Source organism: Sulfitobacter sp. 15WGC, assembly GCF_005068605.1.
GTDB lineage: Bacteria > Pseudomonadota > Alphaproteobacteria > Rhodobacterales > Rhodobacteraceae > Sulfitobacter > Sulfitobacter faviae.
Genome location: NZ_SZNL01000007.1, coordinates 21106 through 39241 on the forward strand (window position 1 = coordinate 21106; position 18136 = coordinate 39241).

At 64.0% G+C, this 18136-nt stretch carries 17 protein-coding genes and 2 pseudogenes; 16 read left to right on the forward strand and 3 right to left on the reverse strand.

From position 1 onward, the window contains the following. Window positions 1-214 precede the first annotated feature (214 nt). From FCK22_RS07525 to FCK22_RS19265, 5 genes and pseudogenes are all read left to right on the forward strand, one after another. Entirely contained in the window at window positions 215-1174 is a 960-nt protein-coding gene (locus FCK22_RS07525; protein ID WP_067263721.1) for a TAXI family TRAP transporter solute-binding subunit, read from the forward strand. A gap of 134 nt (window positions 1175-1308) precedes the next feature. Further along, on the forward strand, window positions 1309-3183 hold the full coding sequence (locus FCK22_RS07530) for a TRAP transporter permease (RefSeq protein ID WP_067263718.1): 1875 nt from the start codon (window positions 1309-1311) through the stop codon (window positions 3181-3183). 27 nt (window positions 3184-3210) lie between these two features. Beyond that, a pseudogene (locus FCK22_RS07535) lies at window positions 3211-4916 on the forward strand (thiamine pyrophosphate-binding protein). Between the two features lie 12 nt (window positions 4917-4928). Then, window positions 4929-5756, forward strand: a complete 828-nt coding sequence (locus FCK22_RS19260; RefSeq protein ID WP_248646458.1) for an FAD-binding oxidoreductase — start codon at window positions 4929-4931, stop codon at window positions 5754-5756. After that, complete coding sequence (locus FCK22_RS19265; protein ID WP_248646460.1) at window positions 5750-6376, forward strand: FAD-linked oxidase C-terminal domain-containing protein; 627 nt, start codon at window positions 5750-5752, stop codon at window positions 6374-6376. The genes FCK22_RS19260 and FCK22_RS19265 overlap by 7 nt, the downstream gene beginning before the upstream one ends. 4 nt (window positions 6377-6380) lie before the next feature. Here FCK22_RS19265 and FCK22_RS07545 read toward each other — a convergent pair whose 3' ends face one another. Then, window positions 6381-7127 (reverse strand): SDR family oxidoreductase, encoded by a 747-nt coding sequence (locus tag FCK22_RS07545; protein WP_067263711.1) that lies wholly within the window; start codon window positions 7125-7127, stop codon window positions 6381-6383. A gap of 178 nt (window positions 7128-7305) precedes the next feature. Here FCK22_RS07545 and FCK22_RS07550 point away from each other — a divergent pair, with 178 nt between their 5' ends. The 10 genes and pseudogenes from FCK22_RS07550 (at window position 7306) to ureG (ending at window position 14290) form a co-directional block, all read left to right on the forward strand. Further along, window positions 7306-7917: a TetR/AcrR family transcriptional regulator gene (locus tag FCK22_RS07550; protein WP_067263708.1), complete on the forward strand. Its 612-nt coding sequence runs from the start codon at window positions 7306-7308 to the stop codon at window positions 7915-7917. 11 nt (window positions 7918-7928) lie between these two features. Further along, on the forward strand, window positions 7929-8909 hold the full coding sequence (locus tag FCK22_RS07555; RefSeq protein ID WP_067263705.1) for a zinc-binding dehydrogenase: 981 nt from the start codon (window positions 7929-7931) through the stop codon (window positions 8907-8909). 277 nt (window positions 8910-9186) lie between these two features. Then, a complete protein-coding gene (locus FCK22_RS07560) occupies window positions 9187-9957 on the forward strand; it encodes an urease accessory protein UreD (RefSeq protein ID WP_067263739.1) in 771 nt (256 codons plus the stop codon). Between the two features lies 1 nt (window position 9958). Beyond that, the gene (locus tag FCK22_RS07565; protein ID WP_067263701.1) at window positions 9959-10261 is read left to right on the forward strand and encodes an urease subunit gamma; all 303 of its coding nucleotides are present in this window, start codon (window positions 9959-9961) and stop codon (window positions 10259-10261) included. Between the two features lie 8 nt (window positions 10262-10269). Then, the gene (locus FCK22_RS07570) at window positions 10270-10467 is read left to right on the forward strand and encodes a hypothetical protein (RefSeq protein WP_067263698.1); all 198 of its coding nucleotides are present in this window, start codon (window positions 10270-10272) and stop codon (window positions 10465-10467) included. Then, window positions 10464-10769, forward strand: coding sequence for an urease subunit beta (locus FCK22_RS07575; protein WP_067263695.1), 306 nt, complete (start codon window positions 10464-10466; stop codon window positions 10767-10769). The genes FCK22_RS07570 and FCK22_RS07575 overlap by 4 nt, the downstream gene beginning before the upstream one ends. Next, a pseudogene (gene ureC / locus FCK22_RS07580) lies at window positions 10769-12492 on the forward strand (urease subunit alpha). Before FCK22_RS07575 ends, ureC begins: the two are co-directional and overlap by 1 nt. A 10-nt stretch (window positions 12493-12502) precedes the next feature. Continuing rightward, window positions 12503-13009, forward strand: a complete 507-nt coding sequence (ureE, locus tag FCK22_RS07585; protein ID WP_082852022.1) for an urease accessory protein UreE — start codon at window positions 12503-12505, stop codon at window positions 13007-13009. Further along, entirely contained in the window at window positions 13002-13649 is a 648-nt protein-coding gene (locus FCK22_RS07590) for an urease accessory protein UreF (RefSeq protein WP_067263737.1), read from the forward strand. The genes ureE and FCK22_RS07590 overlap by 8 nt, the downstream gene beginning before the upstream one ends. Beyond that, window positions 13646-14290, forward strand: a complete 645-nt coding sequence (gene ureG / locus FCK22_RS07595) for an urease accessory protein UreG (protein WP_067263690.1) — start codon at window positions 13646-13648, stop codon at window positions 14288-14290. Before FCK22_RS07590 ends, ureG begins: the two co-directional genes overlap by 4 nt. On the opposite strand, the gene FCK22_RS07600 is transcribed toward ureG, so the two are convergent. Further along, entirely contained in the window at window positions 14287-15315 is a 1029-nt protein-coding gene (locus FCK22_RS07600) for a P1 family peptidase (protein ID WP_067263688.1), read from the reverse strand. The two genes, ureG and FCK22_RS07600, sit on opposite strands and share 4 nt — an antisense overlap. 33 nt (window positions 15316-15348) lie before the next feature. Continuing rightward, entirely contained in the window at window positions 15349-16524 is a 1176-nt protein-coding gene (locus tag FCK22_RS07605) for a nucleotide sugar dehydrogenase (protein WP_067263685.1), read from the reverse strand. 249 nt (window positions 16525-16773) lie between these two features. On the opposite strand from FCK22_RS07605, the gene FCK22_RS07610 reads away from it, so the two are divergent. Beyond that, a complete protein-coding gene (locus tag FCK22_RS07610; RefSeq protein WP_136720357.1) occupies window positions 16774-18102 on the forward strand; it encodes a DUF2793 domain-containing protein in 1329 nt (442 codons plus the stop codon). Window positions 18103-18136: the final 34 nt, after the last annotated feature.

Sequence of the window (18136 nt, forward strand, 5' to 3'; positions counted from 1 at the left end):
CAAGCTGTCAATAATCAGAAGGTAGGGTCATTCCCAGCATTACAACCAGAATACAACATTACAAGTAAGATGAAATCCCCGTAAATTTGTATTTTTAATTGACAGGCTAGAGATTCCCCCGCAGTCTGCGGATCACGGCAAGAGGATGTCAGGGGGGAGCCCGGAACCCATCCAGTAGCTGCCGACACACAGTCAAAACTCGGGAGGAGTTTCTATGTCACCGTTCTTCAAATCGATCCGCCGCACCACAGCGGCCACCATCCTTTTCGCCGTCGCAGGCGCCGCCGCCCATGCGCAGAGCTTTGTCATGGCGACCGGCCAGCAGGGCGGCTCGTGGTATCCCGTGGGCGGCGCGATCAAGGCGATCGTGGAGCGTGAGAACCCAGATATGGACATCACCGTCACGCCGGGTGCGGGCGTGTCGAATGTGGTCGGCGTGGACGCGGGCCGCTTTGGCATCGCCTTCGCCAACTCGATCTCGACCGTGGACAGCCTGTCGGGCAAAGAGCCGTTCCGCAAGGCCACGACCAATGTCTGCAACCTTGGCATTCTTTATCCGCAGTATTTCCAGATCGTCGCGCTTGAGGATTCGGGCATCAAGACCATCGCCGACATGAAGGGCAAACGCCTGACCACGCAGCAGCTTGGCAACACGGGCGAATTCCTGACACGCGAGCTTTTGTCGACCGCCGACATGACCTTTGATGACCTCGACAGCGTCGCCAACACCTCCTATTCCGACTCCGCCTCGCAGATGAAAGACGGTCAGGCCGATTTCTTCACGCTCGGGTCGTCGCTGCCGACAGGTTCGGTCATGGATCTGGCCTCCTCCCGCAAGATCCGCCTGATCGACGTGGATGAAGAGACCTTCCAGTACTTCAAAGACAAGAACGCCGCCTTCCAGCGCCGCGAAGTCAAGGCAGGCGCTTACCCCGGTTTCGATGAGACCGTGCATGCGATCAGCTACGACACCCATATGGTCGCGCCCTGCGACTATGACGGTGAGATCGTCAAATCCGTGCTCGCCGCGATTGCCGACAACAACGACAGCTTCGCCGCGATCAGCAAATCCATGGCGAACCTGACGGTCGAGGAAATGGCCACCGACATCGGCGTGCCCTTCCACCCCGCCGCGAAAGAGTTCTACGCAGAGCGTGGCGTCTCGGGGATGTAATTTCCCCCTGACGAGAAACGGGTCGGCCGGGGCCAAGCGCTCCGCCCGACCCACATCCCCATAGGCCCTACCGCCCGTGCATCGCATGCGCCGCCGCACAAGGGCCGCTTTCCACTCTAGACGCGAGAACCCCCATGCAACTGTCGATCTTTCTGGACAAGATGCCCCTGATTACCCGCATAGCAAGGCTGATCCTGATCGGCATGGCTGCTTGGCATCTCTATGTCGCCTTCGTCGGCCCGCCCAACCCCTATATCATGCGCGGCGTGCACGTCGCTCTGGCGCTTTTGCTGATCTTCCTGACCGTCAACCGCAAGGGGCTGCGCAACGATGTGCCGCGCTGGTATGACGTGGTGCTCGGGCTGGTTGCCTTGGGCGCGGCGCTCTATCCGTCCTTCAACCTCAACTACATCACGCAGCGCTTTCTCTACGTCGATCCGCTGATGCCGATGGACATTGTGGTGGGGATCACGCTGGTTGTCCTGTTGCTTGAGGCCACGCGCCGGATGCTGGGGCCGATGCTGCCGATCACGGCGCTGCTGTTTCTCGGCTACGGCCTCGCCTTCACCTCGACCCTGCCCTCGGTGATCCTTGAGCAGTTGTTCATGACGCCCGAAGGCATCTTCGGCATCCCGATCGCGGTTTCCGCGACCTATATGGTGCTTTTCATCCTATTCGGCTCTTTGGTCGAGCGGATGGGCGTGGGCCAACTCTTCATGGATTTCGCGGTGGCGCTTACCGGGCGTCAGGTCGGCGGTCCGGCCAAGGTGGCCTGTGTGACCTCGGGCCTCTTCGGGTCGGTGTCCGGCTCTGCCGTGGCCAATGTGATGACGACCGGGACCTTCTCCATCCCGCTGATGAAACGCATGGGGTTCAAACCCGCCTTCTCCGGCGCAGTCGAGGCCGTGGCCTCGACCGGGGGGCAGATCATGCCGCCCGTCATGGGGGCTGCGGCCTTTGTCATGGCCGAATACCTCGGCGTGGGATACCTCACGGTCGCGAAATACGCGCTGGCGCCCGCGATCCTGTTCTATGTGGCCCTTTTTGCCGCGGTCCATTTCGAGGCCAAGCGCAAGGGCATCGGTTCGGTCCCGAAAGAGGATCAAGTGCCGCTGAAAACCGTTCTTGTCGAGCGGGGCCACCTGTTCTTGCCACTGGCGATCATCGTGGGCGTGCTGATGCTGGGCTATTCGGCCCCCTATGCGGCGCTTTGCGGTATCGTCTCGGTCGTGCCCGTGGCGGCGCTGCGCAAGACGACACGGCATTACGTCACCGTCGACAACATCCTCGAAGCGCTCGAAGGCGGCGCGCGTAACGTGCTGGCGATTGCCGCGGCCTGTGCCTGTGCGGGCATCGTCGTCGGCGTGATCGACATCACCGGCCTTGGCCTGACCTTCTCGAACTTCGTGATCGAAGCGGCCCAAGACACGCTGGTCATCGCGCTCTTCCTGTCGATGATCGCGGGCATCATCCTTGGCATGGGGATGCCGACCACACCGGCCTATATCGTGCAGGTCGCCCTGCTGGTGCCGGCATTGGTGAAACTGGGCGTCCAAGTCGAAGCGGCGCATCTCTTCGTGTTCTACTTCGCGATCCTGTCGGCCATCACGCCCCCCGTCGCCATGGCGGTCTATGCCGCCAACACCCTGTCCCACGCCAAGATCGTCGAGGCGAGCTGGGCTGCGGTGAAACTCGGGGCCACCGGCTTTATCGTGCCCTTCATGTTCGTCTATGAACCGGCGATCTTGATGCAGGGTTCGGCCACCCAGATCACCTTGGTCCTGTTGCAGGCCACCATTGGCGTCATCCTGCTGGCCGCGGCCCTGCAACGCTACTACTTTGGCCAACTGTCGAATGTGCTGTCGGTGGTGCTTTTCGCGGCGTCGCTCTTGCTGATCTATCCCGATCTGCGGCTCACTGCCTCGGGGCTGGTCATCGCGGGCGTTATCCTGGCCTTCCAAAAGGCCAGGAACCCCAACCCGAAAAGCCAAGCGGCCACACATACTTAAATCTCAGAACGAAACGGAGCCTTCTCCATGCTGCAAAAAACATCCCTCAAGGCGCGGACCGGCGGACAGGTCCTTGTGGATCAGCTTTTGATCCACGGCGCCGACACCGCCTATTGCGTGCCCGGCGAAAGCTACCTTGAGGTGCTGGACGCGCTGCATGACGTGCAGGACCGTTTCAACCTGATCAACGCCCGGCACGAAGCCGGAGCCGCGAATATGGCCGAGACCTATGGCAAGCTCACCGGCAAGCCTGGCATCTGCATGGTCACCCGCGGCCCCGGGCCTGCCACGCGGCCATCGGCGTGCATATCGCGCAGCAAGACAGCACGCCGATGATCCTGCTCGTGGGCCAGATCGCCCGCGACACCACCGACCGCGAAGCCTTTCAGGAAGTCGACTACCGCGCCATGTTCGGCCCCATCGCCAAATGGGCCGCCCAGATCGACGACCCGGCGCGGGTGCCGGAATATATGGCCCGCGCCTTCCGCGTGGCGACCTCGGGCCGCCCCGGCCCGGTGGTGATCTCCCTGCCCGAAGACATGCTGACCGAGGTGGTTTCCGTCGCCGATGCGCGGCCCTATACGGCCACCCATGCCGGCCTGTCGCCCGATAGCCTCGATATGCTCAAGACCGAGATCGCGCAAGCCGAACGGCCCCTGCTGCTGCTCGGCGGCTCCGGCTGGTCGGATGGAAGTGCGGCGGCCATCACCCGCTTTGCCGAGGCCAACAAGATCCCCGTCACCACCTCTTTCCGGCGACAGGACATCGTGAACAACCTCTCGCCGGTCTATGCAGGCGATTTCGGCACCTCCACCGCGCCCAGTCTTTACGCGCATCAACGCGAGGCGGATTTGCTCATCGTGATCGGCGCGCGTTTGGGCGAGATGACGACCAAGACCTACACCACCATGCAATCACCCAACCCCGAGACCCGTCTGGTGCATCTCTATCCGGAGGCGGATGAGATCGGCCGCGTCTATTCACCGGATTTGGGCATCGCCGCGGCGCCCGTCGCTGTGGCCGCGGCCTTGGACGGCGTCGATCTTGGCCGGGCAGAGGCATGGGGCGATTGGTGCGACAAGCTGCATGCCGATTACCTCACCGATACCGAAGCGCCCAATGGCGGGGACTGGGACCTCGACATGGGGGTGGCCCTTGCGCAACTGCGCGATGAGCTGCCCGACGACGTGGTGGTCACGCTCGACGCGGGCAACCACACCGGCTGGGCGCAGCGGTTCCTGCGCTTTGGCCGTCCGGGCCGGATCGTCGGCTCCACCTGTGGCGCGATGGGCTATTCCGTGCCCGCCGCCGTCGCAGCCTCGATCGCAGACCCTGAACGGCTGACGCTCTCCTTCGTCGGCGATGGCGGCTTTATGATGAGCGGCAACGAACTCGCCACCGCCGCGCAATATGGCGGGCGGCCCATCGTGCTGCTGTTCAACAACGGCATCTACGGCACCATCCGCATGCACCAAGAACGCGACCACCCGGAGCGTATCTCGGGCACCACCTTGCAGAACCAAGACTTCGTAAAGATGGCCGAAGGTCTGGGCGCCCATGCCGAGCGGGTGACCAAAACCGAGGATTTCGCCGCCGCCTTCACCCGCGCCCGCGAGAGTGGCCGTCCCGCCCTGATCGAACTGGTGACCGACCCTGAGCAGATCTCGACCCGCACCACGATCAGCAAGCTGCGCGCGGCGGCCCAGAAAAAAGTCGACGCTGACCAGCGCTGAAGGATGACCCAGATGACGACCCTGACCGCGCCGCCCCGCGCAGATGATACGGACGCGCAAGACCACGCCGCCTTGCTCGATGCGCTGCGCGATGCCATCGGCCCTGCCCATGTGGTGACCGACGCCAAGGATTTCGACGCGCGGCTGATCGAAGACCGCGGGCTGCGGCGCGGCACGGCGCTGGCGCTGATCCGCCCCGGCTCAACCGAAGAGGTCGCCGCCTGCATGCGTCTGTGCCATGCCGCCGAGGTGCCGGTCACGCCGCAGGGCGGCAACACCGGCCTTGCGGGGGGCGGCGTGCCCGATGGCGGCATTATCCTCACAACAGACCGGCTGAACCGTATCCGCGCGGTCGATCCGACCAATGCCACGATGACGGTCGAGGCGGGCTGCATCCTTGCCAATATCCAAGCGGCGGCGGATGAGGTCGACGCGCTCTTTCCGCTCTCGCTCGCTTCCGAAGGGTCATGCCAGATCGGCGGCAACCTTTCGACCAACGCAGGCGGCACGGCGGTGCTGCGCTATGGCAATACCCGTGACCTCGTGCTGGGGATAGAAGCGGTGCTGCCCGATGGCCGGGTGCTGAATGACCTGAACGGCCTGCGAAAAAACAACACCGGCTTTGACCTCAAACACCTCTTTATCGGCGCCGAAGGCACGCTTGGCATCATCACGGCGGCGGTGATCAAACTCTTTCCCAAACCCACCGCCCGCGCCACCGCGCTAGTGGCCTGCACCGGCCCCGATCCGGCGCTCGCGCTCTATGCGCGGATGCGCGGCCAGACCGCCGACACGCTTTCGACATTCGAGTATATCGACCGGCTGGGCCTGCAATGGTGATCGACCACGCGCCCGGCTGTAGCGATCCGATGGCCGAGGTGCATCCCGCCTATTGCCTGATCGAACTCACCGGCAATGGCGCGCAGACAGACCTCGACACCCGGCTGGAAACCGCGCTGGAAGCCGCTTTCGAGGCGGAGGAAATCATCGACGCCGTGATCGGCGCCTCGGAGGCGCAGAAAGACGCGCTTTGGGCGCTGCGAGAGAACCTGTCAGAGGCGCAGAAACCCGAAGGCGCGTCGATCAAACATGACGTTTCGGTCCCGGTGTCCCGCGTGGCGGATTTCATCCGCGAGGCGACCCAAGCCTGTATGGATCACATGCCCGGGCTGCGCCCCTGCCCCTTTGGCCATTTCGGCGACGGCAACCTGCATTTCAATCTGTCACGTCCGGTGGATATGGCGGATGCGGCGTTCCTTGCCGAATACGGGGCGTTCAACCGAATCGTGCATGATATCGTGCACGAAATGGGCGGCTCGTTCTCGGCGGAACATGGCATCGGCACCTTCAAACGCGCCGAGCTGCGCCGGTATAAAGACCCGGTCGCGCTGGAGTTGATGGAGCAGATCAAGGCCACCCTCGACCCGGGCCATTTGATGAACCCGGGCAAGGTGCTTTGACCGCTTAACCGCGCCCCGCGAAGGGCATTTTGGTGGCCATCACGGTGACGAACATGGCGTTGGAGTCAAGCGACAGCTTCGCCATGTAAGACAGCGTTTCGGCCACATCGTTCACATCCATGCGCGGCTCGGACATGCGGCTGCCATTGGGTTGCAGAATGCCCTCCTTCATCCGCTCGGTCATCTCGCTCGCCGCATTGCCGATGTCGATCTGCCCGCAGGCAATGTCATGCGCCCGCCCGTCGAGCGACAGCGCGCGGGTCAACCCGGTGATCGCGTGTTTCGTCGCCGTATAGGGCACCGACAGAGGGCGCGGCACATGAGCGCTGATCGAGCCGTTGTTGATGATTCGCCCGCCCTTGGGGCTCTGCCGTTTCATCAGGGCGAAAGCCGCACGGGCGCAGAGGAATGACCCGGTCAGATTGGTCGCGACGATGTCGTTCCACTCCGCCACGCTGAGCGCGTCTACCTCAACTGCCGAGCCATTGCGCCCGGCATTGTTGAACAGCAGATCCAGCCGCCCAAAGGTCGTCTCCACCCGCTCGAAAAGCGCATCGACCTCCGCCTCGACGCCCACATCGGCGGCCACGGCGATATGCCCCTGCCCGTCGAGCCTCGCGCAGGCTGCGTCGATCTTATCCTGCTGCCGCCCCGTCAGCACGAGAGTGAAACCGTCCTTCGCCAAACGCTGCGCACAGGCAAGGCCCACCCCGCTTCCGGCCCCTGTTATCAGAGCAATCTTTTGATCCATCTTACCATTCCATCCCTGTCATCGCCCTGCGGGCCGTTGTGTGGAATCTAATATATATGATCGCGCAAGAATAGGTTTTTTCGCTATTTTTCCGATTTGGCGCCTCGTTCAACTTGGCTGTCTCACATTCGCGCGAGCGCACTAGACGACCGGTCTATTATTCCTTAGATGCCCCGGTATGACAGAGGCAAAGAAATCAGATCAGACGCGGCAACGCATCTTGGACATAGGGCGCAGCCTCGTGCTGCGGCACGGGTTCTCTGGCGTTGGCCTGTCGCGCATTCTGAGCGAAAGCGGCGTGCCCAAGGGCTCGTTTTACTATTACTTCGCGTCGAAAGAGGCTTTTGGCACCGCGATGCTGGCAGATTACGTCGAGGCCTATCTCGACCGTGTCGATGCGCTGATCGCGGCCCCGGGAACGGCGGGCGGCAAGCTCGACAATTTCTGGGATGCATGGCTCAGCCAATCCAGCGCCCCGGGGATCGCCAGCGCCTGTTTGGTGGTGAAACTCGGATCCGAAGTCGCCGACCTGTCGGAAACGATGCGCGAAACCCTCGATCAGGGTGTCGATGCTTTGGTCGCCCGAATTGCCCAATTGCTGCGCCAAGGCGCAGAGGATGGGACCGTTCGGGTGCTCGAAGACCCCGAGACCACAGCCCGCATGCTCTATGCCAAATGGCTCGGCGCTGCGGTGCTGGCCAAACTGGCACGCAGCGATGCGCCGCTGCGCATGGCGCGCGCTGAAACCTCTGCCCAACTCTCCCCCACCGGGGACCAATTCCCAACCTGAAAGGAAACAGCATGTTCGCTGCCATCCACGACACATTCGGCGAGCCCGCCGAGGTTCTGACCACCCGCGAAACCGACAAGCCCGCGCCCGCCGCAGGCGAAGCGCTGCTGCGCATGGTGCTCTCGCCCATCCACAACCACGACCTTTGGACCGTGCGCGGCAACTATGGCTACAAGCCCGAACTGCCCGGCGCCATCGGCGGCTCCGAAGCGCTTGGCATCGTCGAGGCCGTGGGCGAAGGCGTTGATGAGGCGCTGATCGGCAAACGCGTCACCGCCGCTGGCTTCCACGGCGCATGGGCCGAGTATTTCACCGCCCCTGCCGCGGGCCTGCTGCCCCTGCCTGAGGCGATCTCGGACGAAGCGGGCGCGCAGTTGATTGCCATGCCCTTCAGCGCCCTGTCCCTGTTGGAAACCCTCAAAGTCGGCGAAGGCGATTGGCTGATCCAAACCGCCGCCAATGGCGCGGTCGGCAAGATCATGGTCGGTCTGGCCAAGGCGCGCGGTGTCAAATTGCTGAACCTCGTCCGCCGCGAAGGCGCCGCCGAAGAGATGCGCGACACCGGCGCGGAACATGTCCTCTCCACCGAAGATGCGGATTGGCAGAGCAAAGCGCGTGAGTTGATCGGCAAAGACGGCGCGGTCTCGGCCATCGATTCCGTCGGCGGTGAGTTGGGCGGTCAACTGGTCGAACTACTGGGCAAGGACGGTGAGTTGATCGTCTTCGGCACGGCGACAGGCCAGCCGCTCTCCATGTCCTCGGGCGAATTGATCATGAAGCACATCACCGTCAAAGGCTTCTGGGGCTCGCGCGTCAGCGGCGAGATGGCGGCAGAGACGCGGGGCCGCCTGATTGGCGAATTGGTGCAACTGGCTGCAAAGGGCCAACTGCCCCTCGACACCGGCGGCATCTACCCGCTGGCCGAGGTGACCGAGGCGATGAAAGCCGCGCTGACCACGGGCCGTGGCGGCAAGGTCATGCTGCGCCCGTGATCGGGATTTGACGACAGCGGCGGCCCTCCCTCCCCGGGGTCGCCGCCCCATGCGCGGAATGCCCAAGTTTCGGACAGCACCGCGATTTGCTGCCCATTTTTCAGGCAAGCCCGCCGTGCAGGCGGCTCTGAACCGCCTCGGCGATGACTCTCCCCCGTCTCTATGGTGATTAAAAAATCATCAGACTTTACAGGGCGGAGCGTTCCTCATCCTCATCGACAGCAGCATAAACAGCCCCCAAGCGACCCCGGTGCAGCCGCGCGCCATCGGTGCTGCGATGGTCTCGGCCAAGGCTGCGCGGGGCGGTTCGACAATCGGCGAATTGCGCCAGTCGGGCGCGATGAAGCTGCTCTTCCCCCGCCCCGACCCCGCGCTGTTGCAAGCAATCGTCATCAATTCCGCAGGCGGCATCACCGGCGGCGATAGTTTTGCCCTGACGGCCCGTGCCGAGGCGCAAGCGGCGCTCAGCCTCACCACGCAGGCCGCCGAACGCGCCTATCGCGCGCAACCGGGGCAAGTAGCGGCGCTGCGCAATACCCTCACCGTCGACTCCGGCGCGACGCTGCATTGGCTGCCGCAAGAGACCATTCTCTACGACGGATGCGCCCTGCGGCGGCATCTGACCGTCGATCTGGCGCAAGACGCCTCTCTCCTGCTGGTGGAGCCACTTGTCTTTGGCCGCGCCGCTATGGGTGAAGCGCTGCGTCATGCCTATTTCCGCGACCGGATCGAGGTCAACCGCGCGGGCCAGCCGCTTTTTCACGACGCGATGACGCTCAGCGGCGATGTCACCGCGCATCTGGCGGCCCCGCACATCGCGGCCGGGGCCGGTGCCCTTGCCACGCTGATCTATGTGGCCCCCGATGCCGAAGCGCGGCTGCCCCGGCTCCGCGCCCAATTGCCCGACATCGCCGGGGCCAGCCTGATCGGCCCTGACCTGCTGGTTGCTCGGATCCTCGCCGCAGATAGTTTCGATCTTCGCCAATCGCTCGTCCCGATTTTGGGCACGTTGAGCGGTGACACCCTTCCCCGATCATGGATGACCTGACGTGCAACTGACCCCGCGAGAAAAAGACAAACTGCTGATCTCCATGGCTGCCGAGGTCGCCCGCAAGCGCCTTGCGCGCGGGGTCAAGCTGAACCACCCGGAGGCCATCGCCCTCATCACCGACACCGTGGTCGAAGGCGCGCGGGATGGCCGCAGCGTGGCCGATATGATGCAGGCCGGTGCCCATGTCATCACCCGCGACGACTGTATGGAGGGGGTGGCCGAGATGATCCCCGAGGTGCAGGTCGAAGCCACTTTTCCCGACGGGACCAAATTGGTCACCGTGCACAACCCCATCAGATAGGATATCCCATGCCGCGTTTTGCCCCCCTTCTTGCCCTGCCGCTTATGTCGCTCGCCATGGCGGCCTTCGCCCATAGCGCGCCGCTCCCCCACAGCCACGGCGGAGAGGGCGACGGATCGCTCGCCGTCTACCTGATCGCCGCCGCGGCCTTTGCGCTGTCGGGGGGGATCCTCGTCCTGCGGCGTCTGAAGACATCCAAAGCATGATCCCCGGTGAGATCATTCCGGCGGAGGGCCTGTTGACCCTCAATGCCGACAGCACGGCGATCACGCTGATGGTCGCCAATACCGGCGACCGCCCGGTGCAGGTCGGCAGCCACTACCATTTCGCCGAGAGCAACCCGGCGCTTGAGTTCGACCGCGCCGCCGCGCGGGGCCTGCGCCTCGACATCGCGGCGGGGACTGCGGTGCGTTTCGAGCCCGGCCAACGGCGCGAGGTCGCGCTCATCCCGATCGGCGGGGCGCGGCGTGTCTTTGGCTTTAACAGCGCGGTGATGGGAGACCTCTGATGCCTGCACAGATCAAACGCGGTGACTATGCCGCCATGTTCGGCCCCACAGTGGGCGACCGGGTGCGGCTGGCCGATACGGACCTTATCATCGAAGTCGAACGTGACCTGACCACTGGGGAGGGCCGGGCCTATGGCGAAGAGGTCAAGTTCGGCGGCGGCAAGGTGATCCGCGATGGCATGGGCCAGTCGCAGGTCACCCGCGCGGGCGGCGCCGTGGACACGGTCATCACCAATGCGCTGATCGTTGACCATACCGGCATCTACAAGGCCGATGTCGGGCTGAAAGACGGGCGCATCGCCAAGATCGGCAAAGCGGGCAACCCAGACACGCAGCCAGGGGTCGATATCATCATCGGGCCGGGCACCGAGGTGATCGCGGGCGAGGGGCGCATCCTCACTGCCGGGGGCTTTGACAGCCATATCCACTTCATCTGCCCGCAACAGATCGAAGACGCACTGCATTCGGGGCTGACCACCATGCTCGGCGGCGGCACTGGCCCCGCGCATGGCACATTGGCCACCACCTGCACGCCGGGCGGCTGGCATATCGGGCGCATGATGCAGGCCGCCGATGCCTTTCCGATGAACCTCGCCTTTGCAGGGAAAGGCAATGCCTCGCAACCCGCCGCACTGGAAGAGCAGATCAACGCAGGCGCCTGCGCGCTGAAACTGCATGAGGATTGGGGCACCACCCCGGCGGCCATCGACTGCTGCCTTGGCGTTGCCGATGCGATGGACGTGCAGGTGATGATCCACACCGACACGCTGAACGAAAGCGGCTTTGTCGAACATACCGTGAAGGCCATGAAGGGCCGCACGATCCACGCCTTCCACACCGAAGGCGCGGGCGGGGCCATGCCCCGGACATCATCAAGATTTGCGGCGAAGAGCATGTGCTGCCCTCCTCGACCAACCCCACGCGGCCCTTCACGGTCAACACGTTGGAAGAGCATCTGGATATGCTCATGGTGTGTCACCACCTCGACAAATCGATCCCCGAGGATGTGGCCTTTGCCGAAAGCCGCATCCGGCGGGAGACCATCGCCGCCGAAGACATTCTGCATGACATGGGGGCTTTCTCGATCATCGCCTCCGACAGTCAGGCCATGGGCCGGGTCGGAGAGGTCTTGATCCGCACATGGCAGACCGCTGACAAGATGAAAAAGCAGCGCGGACGGTTGCCCGAAGAGACGGGCGACAACGACAATTATCGCGTCCGCCGCTACATCGCGAAATACACCATTAACCCCGCTATCGCTCATGGCATCTCGACCCATATCGGCAGCATTGGAGAGGGCAAGCGTGCCGATCTGGTGCTGTGGAACCCCGCCTTTTTCGGGGTGAAGCCCGAGATGGTCTTGCTTGGCGGCAGCATCGTCTGCGCGCAGATGGGCGACCCCAACGCCTCGATCCCCACGCCGCAGCCGGTCTATTCGCGGCCCATGTTCGGCGCCTATGGCCGGGCGGTGGAAAACTCCGCCGTGGTCTTTGTCAGCGAAGCGGCAGAGGCCGCGGGAGTGGGCGGTAGCCTCGGCCTTGCCAAACAGACGCTTGCAGTGCGCAACACCCGCGAGATCGGCAAGCGCGATCTGAAGTTGAACGACGCGCTGCCCGAGGTCGAGGTCAACCCCGAGACCTATGAGGTGCGCGCGGATGGTGAATTGCTGACCTGTGAACCTGCCTCCGTGCTGCCCATGGCGCAGCGCTATTTCCTGTTTTGAAGAGACCGAGATGACCCCAATTCTTTGCCAAGAGATGCGTCGCGCCGGAGCGTGGTCCGAGGCCAGTGACCGGGTCGAGCTGACCTATGACGGGCGCTTTCTGCGCCGCAAGGTGCTGACCACGGCGGACGGGCTGGCGTTTCTGGTGGATCTTGCACAGACCACCTCGCTCGACCATGGCGATGCCTTCGTGCTGGCCGACGGGCGTTTGGTCGAAGTTGTGGCCGCCGACGAAGCCCTGCTGGAGGTGACCGGCCCCGACCTGCCGCGCATCGCGTGGCATATCGGCAACCGCCACACCCCCTGTCAAATCGACGCCGACCGGCTGGTGATTCAGCGCGACCATGTGATCGCCAAGATGCTCGGCCAGATCGGTGCCACCACGCGAGAGATCACCGGCCCCTTCCGCCCCGAGGGCGGTGCCTATGGCCATGGGCGCACCCATGGGCATGATCACGGCCATGTTCACCACGCTGTTCACAATCACGACCACCCGCATGACCATGCGCATGGCTGACACCCTACAGGCCGACGCGCTTCTTACCTTGGTGCAGATGCTGTCGCCCTCCTACCCGGTGGGGGCCTTCGCCTATAGCCATGGGTTGGAATGGGCGGTGCAGAACGGGGATGTAACGGGGCAAGACAGCTTGGCCGATTGGCTGCGCGGCGTGCTGCGGCACGGCGCGGGACAGGCGGATGCGCTTTTCCTTGCGGCGGCTTATCACGCGGATGACCCATCGGAGATCGACGCGCAGGCCCGCGCCTTTGCCGCCTCTGCCGAGCGGTTGAAAGAGACCGTGCTACAGGGCGAAGCCTTTGCCCGCGCCAGCGCCGCGATCTGGCAGCAGGAGATGCCGCCGCTTTGCTATCCCGTGGCCGTCGGACGCGCCGCGCGGTTGCAAGGGCTGCCGCTGCGTCAAACGCTTGAGGTGTTCTTGCACGCCTTTACCGCCAACCTCGCCACCGCGGGCATGCGCCTGATCCCCTTGGGGCAGACCGAGGGGCAGATCGTCATCCGCGACCTTGCGCCGATTTGCCTTGAGGTTGCCGCGGCGGCAGAGGAGGGCACGCTCGACGATCTCTCCTCCACCGCCTTTCTCAGCGACATCGCCGCGATGAAACACGAAACCCAATATTCAAGGATTTTCCGCACATGAAACGCAACAATGGCCCTTTGCGCGTCGGCATCGGCGGCCCGGTGGGCGCGGGCAAGACCACTCTGACCGCCGCGCTCAGCCGCGCGCTGCGTGATCGGCTGTCCATCGGCGTGATCACCAATGACATCTACACCCAAGAGGACGCCGAGGCGCTGATGCGCATGCAGGTGCTGCCCCAAGACCGGATCATCGGGGTCGAGACCGGCGGCTGCCCGCATACGGCAATTCGCGAGGATGCCTCGATCAACCTTGCCGCCGTGGCGGAGATGGTGGCGCGGCATCCGGATGTGGAAGTGGTCTTGATCGAAAGCGGCGGCGACAACCTGTCGGCTACCTTCAGCCCCGAATTGGCGGATGTAACGCTCTATGTGATCGACGTGGCGGCGGGCGAGGAGATCCCCCGCAAGGGCGGCCCGGCGATCACCAAATCCGACATTCTGGTCATCAACAAGACCGACCTCGCCCCTCATGTCGGCGCCTCGCTCGAGGTCATGCAGCGCGATAGCGCGCGGATGCGCCCGGACCTGCCGACGGTCTTCTGTGCGTTAAGGTCCGGCGAGGGGATCGACGCGCTGCTGGCGCATCTGGCGCAGGTCGGGGGACTCGACCTCGCCCCCATGAACCCGGTGAGCGCGGCTTAACCGCGATAGACCTCGGCCATCCGGTCGCGGAAGGCGGGCAGAAGGCTACCATCATAGCCCCGATGCGGGACGCCATGCCAAAGCGCGTTGAGGATCGCCTCCTCAACCGCTTCGACCGCCGCGATAAAGAAGGCATCCATCCGGTCTTCGTTCATCCGCTCGACGTTCTGCGTGTCGGCCCCGCCGCGCGTGATGCGGTTGGCGGTTGAGAAGGCCAGCGCGATGTCGCCGCTTTGATGGCCGATGTGGCTGCCCAACCGGCCAAGGGCCGCGGCGCTGCGCCGGGCCATGCGGGTCAACTGCCGCGACCCCATCGGCGCGTCGGTCGCCAGAATGATGATGATCGAGCCCTTGTCGGGGTCATCCCCCGGCCCCGGCGGCGGCAACTGTTGGCCAAAGACCCGCAAAGCACTTTGCTGGCCGAAGTTCGACAAGACCAGCGCGCCAAGGTCGAACCCTGCGCCGCCCGGTAGGGCGACCCGCCGCGAAGCGGAGCCGAGACCACCAGCATAGCCGAAGGTCTTCATCCCGCTACCGGCCCCGACGGTGCCCTGCGCAAACGCTGGCCCGCAAGCGGCAATCGCCGCCTGCGCGTGATCCTCGGTCACCGCCAGCGCCTGAATGTCGTTCACCGTGCCGTCGTTGCATTCCAAAACCAGCGGGTTGACCGTGCAAAGGCCCCGCCCGATCTCGGGGTTTTCTGCAATCGCCCGCCGGATCAGCGCCGTGCTACAGGGGCCGACGCCAAAGGTGTTGGTCAGCAGGATCGGCGTCTCGATCTGGCCCAGTTCGGCCAGTTGCATCAGGCCCGCGCTTTTGCCGAAACCGTTCAACACGGCGACGCCCGCAGGCACCGGATTGCGGAAAAGATCACCTTCATGCGGCAGAACCGCCGTCACCCCGGTGCAAAGCCCCTCCCCGCGTAGGTCTTGGCTGCCCACGCGCACCCCCGCGACATCGCAGATGGTACTTCGTGGCCCCGCGGGCAGGGTCCACCAGTTCTTGCTGTCGATCGTATTGCGCATTTTGCCTTCGAGAGTTTGGATTACGTTGGTGCGTCAATCCGCGCCAAAAAGATCGCGGGTGAAGACCTTGTCGGGGACATCCGCCAGATCGGGGTGACTGCGGTTGGCCACGATCACATCCGCGCGCGCCTTGAACGCCTCCAGATCGCGGGTGACCTCGGAGCCGAAAAAGCGTTCCTCTTGCAGCACCGGCTCGTAAACGATCACCTCGATGCCCTTGGCCTTGAGCCGCTTCATGATCCCTTGGACCGAGCTTTGGCGGAAGTTGTCCGATCCGGCCTTCATCACCAACCGGTAGATGCCCACCCGCTGAGGGCCAAGCGCCAGAATCTGCTCCGAGACGAAATCCTTGCGGGTGCGGTTCGCCTCGACCACGGCGTTTATCAGGTTTTGCGGCACGTCAGAGTAATTGGCCAGCAACTGTTTGGAATCCTTGGGCAAACAGTAACCGCCATACCCAAAAGACGGGTTGTTGTAATGCCCACCGATGCGCGGGTCGAGGCAGACACCGTCGATGATCTGCCGCGTGTCCAACCCATTGGTCAACGCGTAGCTGTCCAACTCATTGAAATAGGCCACCCGCATGGCGAGGAAGGTATTGGCGAAGAGCTTGATCGCTTCCGCCTCGGACGGGCCTGTAAAGAGCATGGGAATGTCGTCGTCGATTGCCCCCTCGGCCAGCAGTTGCGCGAAGCGCCGGGCACGCGGGCTGTCTTCGCCGACGACGATGCGCGAGGGGTGGAGGTTGTCGTAGAGCGCGCGGCCCTCGCGCAGGAATTCCGGGCTGAAGATGACTTGGTCGCTGTTCAACTCGGCGGAGAGGCCCGCGGTATAGCCCACCGGGACGGTGGATTTGATGACGATGGTGGCCGTTCTCGTGACCGCCAAAACATCACGCACCACCGCCTCAACACTGGAGGTGTCGAAGACATTGCTGCGTGGGTCATAGTTGGTCGGCGTGGCGATGAGCACATAATCAGCGTCGCGATATGCCGCCTCCGCGTCGGTCGTGGCCCGGAGGGTGAGGGGCTTTTCCGCGAGATATTGCTCGATCTCCGGATCGACGATTGGCGCACGGCGGGCATTCACCTGCGCCACCCGTTCTGCGTTCAAATCGACCGCTGTTACCTCGTTGTGCTGCGCCAGCAGCACCGCATTCGAAAGCCCGACGTAGCCGATACCGACAACGGCGATCTTGGTCTTGGACATAAGCGTGGGCCTTTCTTGCGCGGCGTGGCGTGGCGTGATGTTAAACTGCGGCTCTCGTTTTGAAAAGGCACCGCCTGACAGGGAGTTAGGGCGGTTTGGCGAAAGTGAAGGCCGCAGCGCGAACCTTCCGCCCGTGCCGTGCGATGGTGCAGGACCGCCGATTGTTGCGCGCGGCCCGAACGGTGGGTTGTCAGGCTGGCAAGACTTCCTTCTCACAGTCTCAGGCGACCCATAACGCGGAGAGCCCCGATGCCCGACACCTCTGAGCGCCTATCCCTGCCCTATTTGATGCCCGCACAGGCGCAAAAACATGTGACCCATAACGAAGCGCTGCAACGGCTCGATCTTCTGGTGCAGCTTGCGGTCGAAGGCTTTGAGGCCAACACGCCGCCCGCCCTGCCGCAGGCGGGGGAGGTTCATGCGCTCGGTGACGCGCCGACAGAGGTTTGGGCAGGTCATCCCGGTGAACTCGCCGCGTGGGTCGGAGAGACCTGGCAGTTCACCGCCCCGCAAGACGGCTGGGTTGCCTTGGATAAATCGACAGGGATTCTGCACCGTTGGGGGGCTGGGGCGTGGACCGAGGTCTCGCCCCCCGATCTGGCGAACCTCTCCGGGCTGGGGGTTAATACGGATCATGACAGTGGCAATCGCCTGTCGGTCTCCTCCCCGGCGAGCCTGTTTACCCACGAAGGGGCGGGGCATCAGCTGAAGCTCAACAAGGCCAGCGCCGCCGATACCGCGAGCCTGCTGTTCCAAACCGATTGGTCTGGCCGGGCCGAAATGGGCACGGCGGGGCAGGATGATTTCGCCATCAAGGTCAGCGCCGATGGCAGCAGTTGGACCACCGCACTGGCCTTTGACGCAGCGAGCGGCATCGCCTCAGGCGCGGCGCTGACGCAGGGCGTGGATGATGCGACGGTGGGTCGTTTGCTGCGGGTGGGGGATTTCGGCATCGGCGCTGACGCGGGGCCGTTGGTGACGGACCTCAACGCGCATGATCTTTCGGGCAGTTTTTCAAGCTATGGCGGCGCCCATGCGCAGGCGCCTGCCGGGGCCAACCCGTTCCCGGCGCTGAATGGGGTCTTCGGCCTGCTCTGCGGCAATAGCACCTTGGGCGGGCAGAGCGCCTATCTGTGGCAGATCGCACTGGGCATCGACACGCCGGGTCTGGCCATTCGTGTGCGGGCGACGGGGGCATGGGGCGCGTGGCAGCCTTTGTGGTCTGGCGCGAATACGACCGTGGATGCCAATGGATTCATCAAGGAAGCCAGCCCGATCGTGCGCCTGTTCCGCGATGGCCGTGAAGAGCCTGCGGTGCCTTTGGGTGCAGGGTTCGAACGGATCGGGCCGGGCCATTACCGATTGTCGAATGTGCCGCCGCTCGCCAGCCGCGGCTGGCAGATCGAAGCGCCGCAGGATGCGAATGGCAACCGGCTGGTTCATGTCGCGTGCCGCTATGATGCGGGGACGCTCGATATCCGCACCTGCGAGGTGATCTGGCAGGACGGCTGGGCGGGCGGTGCGCCGCGGGACATTCCTGAAGGCCGTTGGGTCGACCTGCGGTTCGACATGCGCTGAGGGGGAAACGGACCCGGTCCGCAGGATCGAGCCG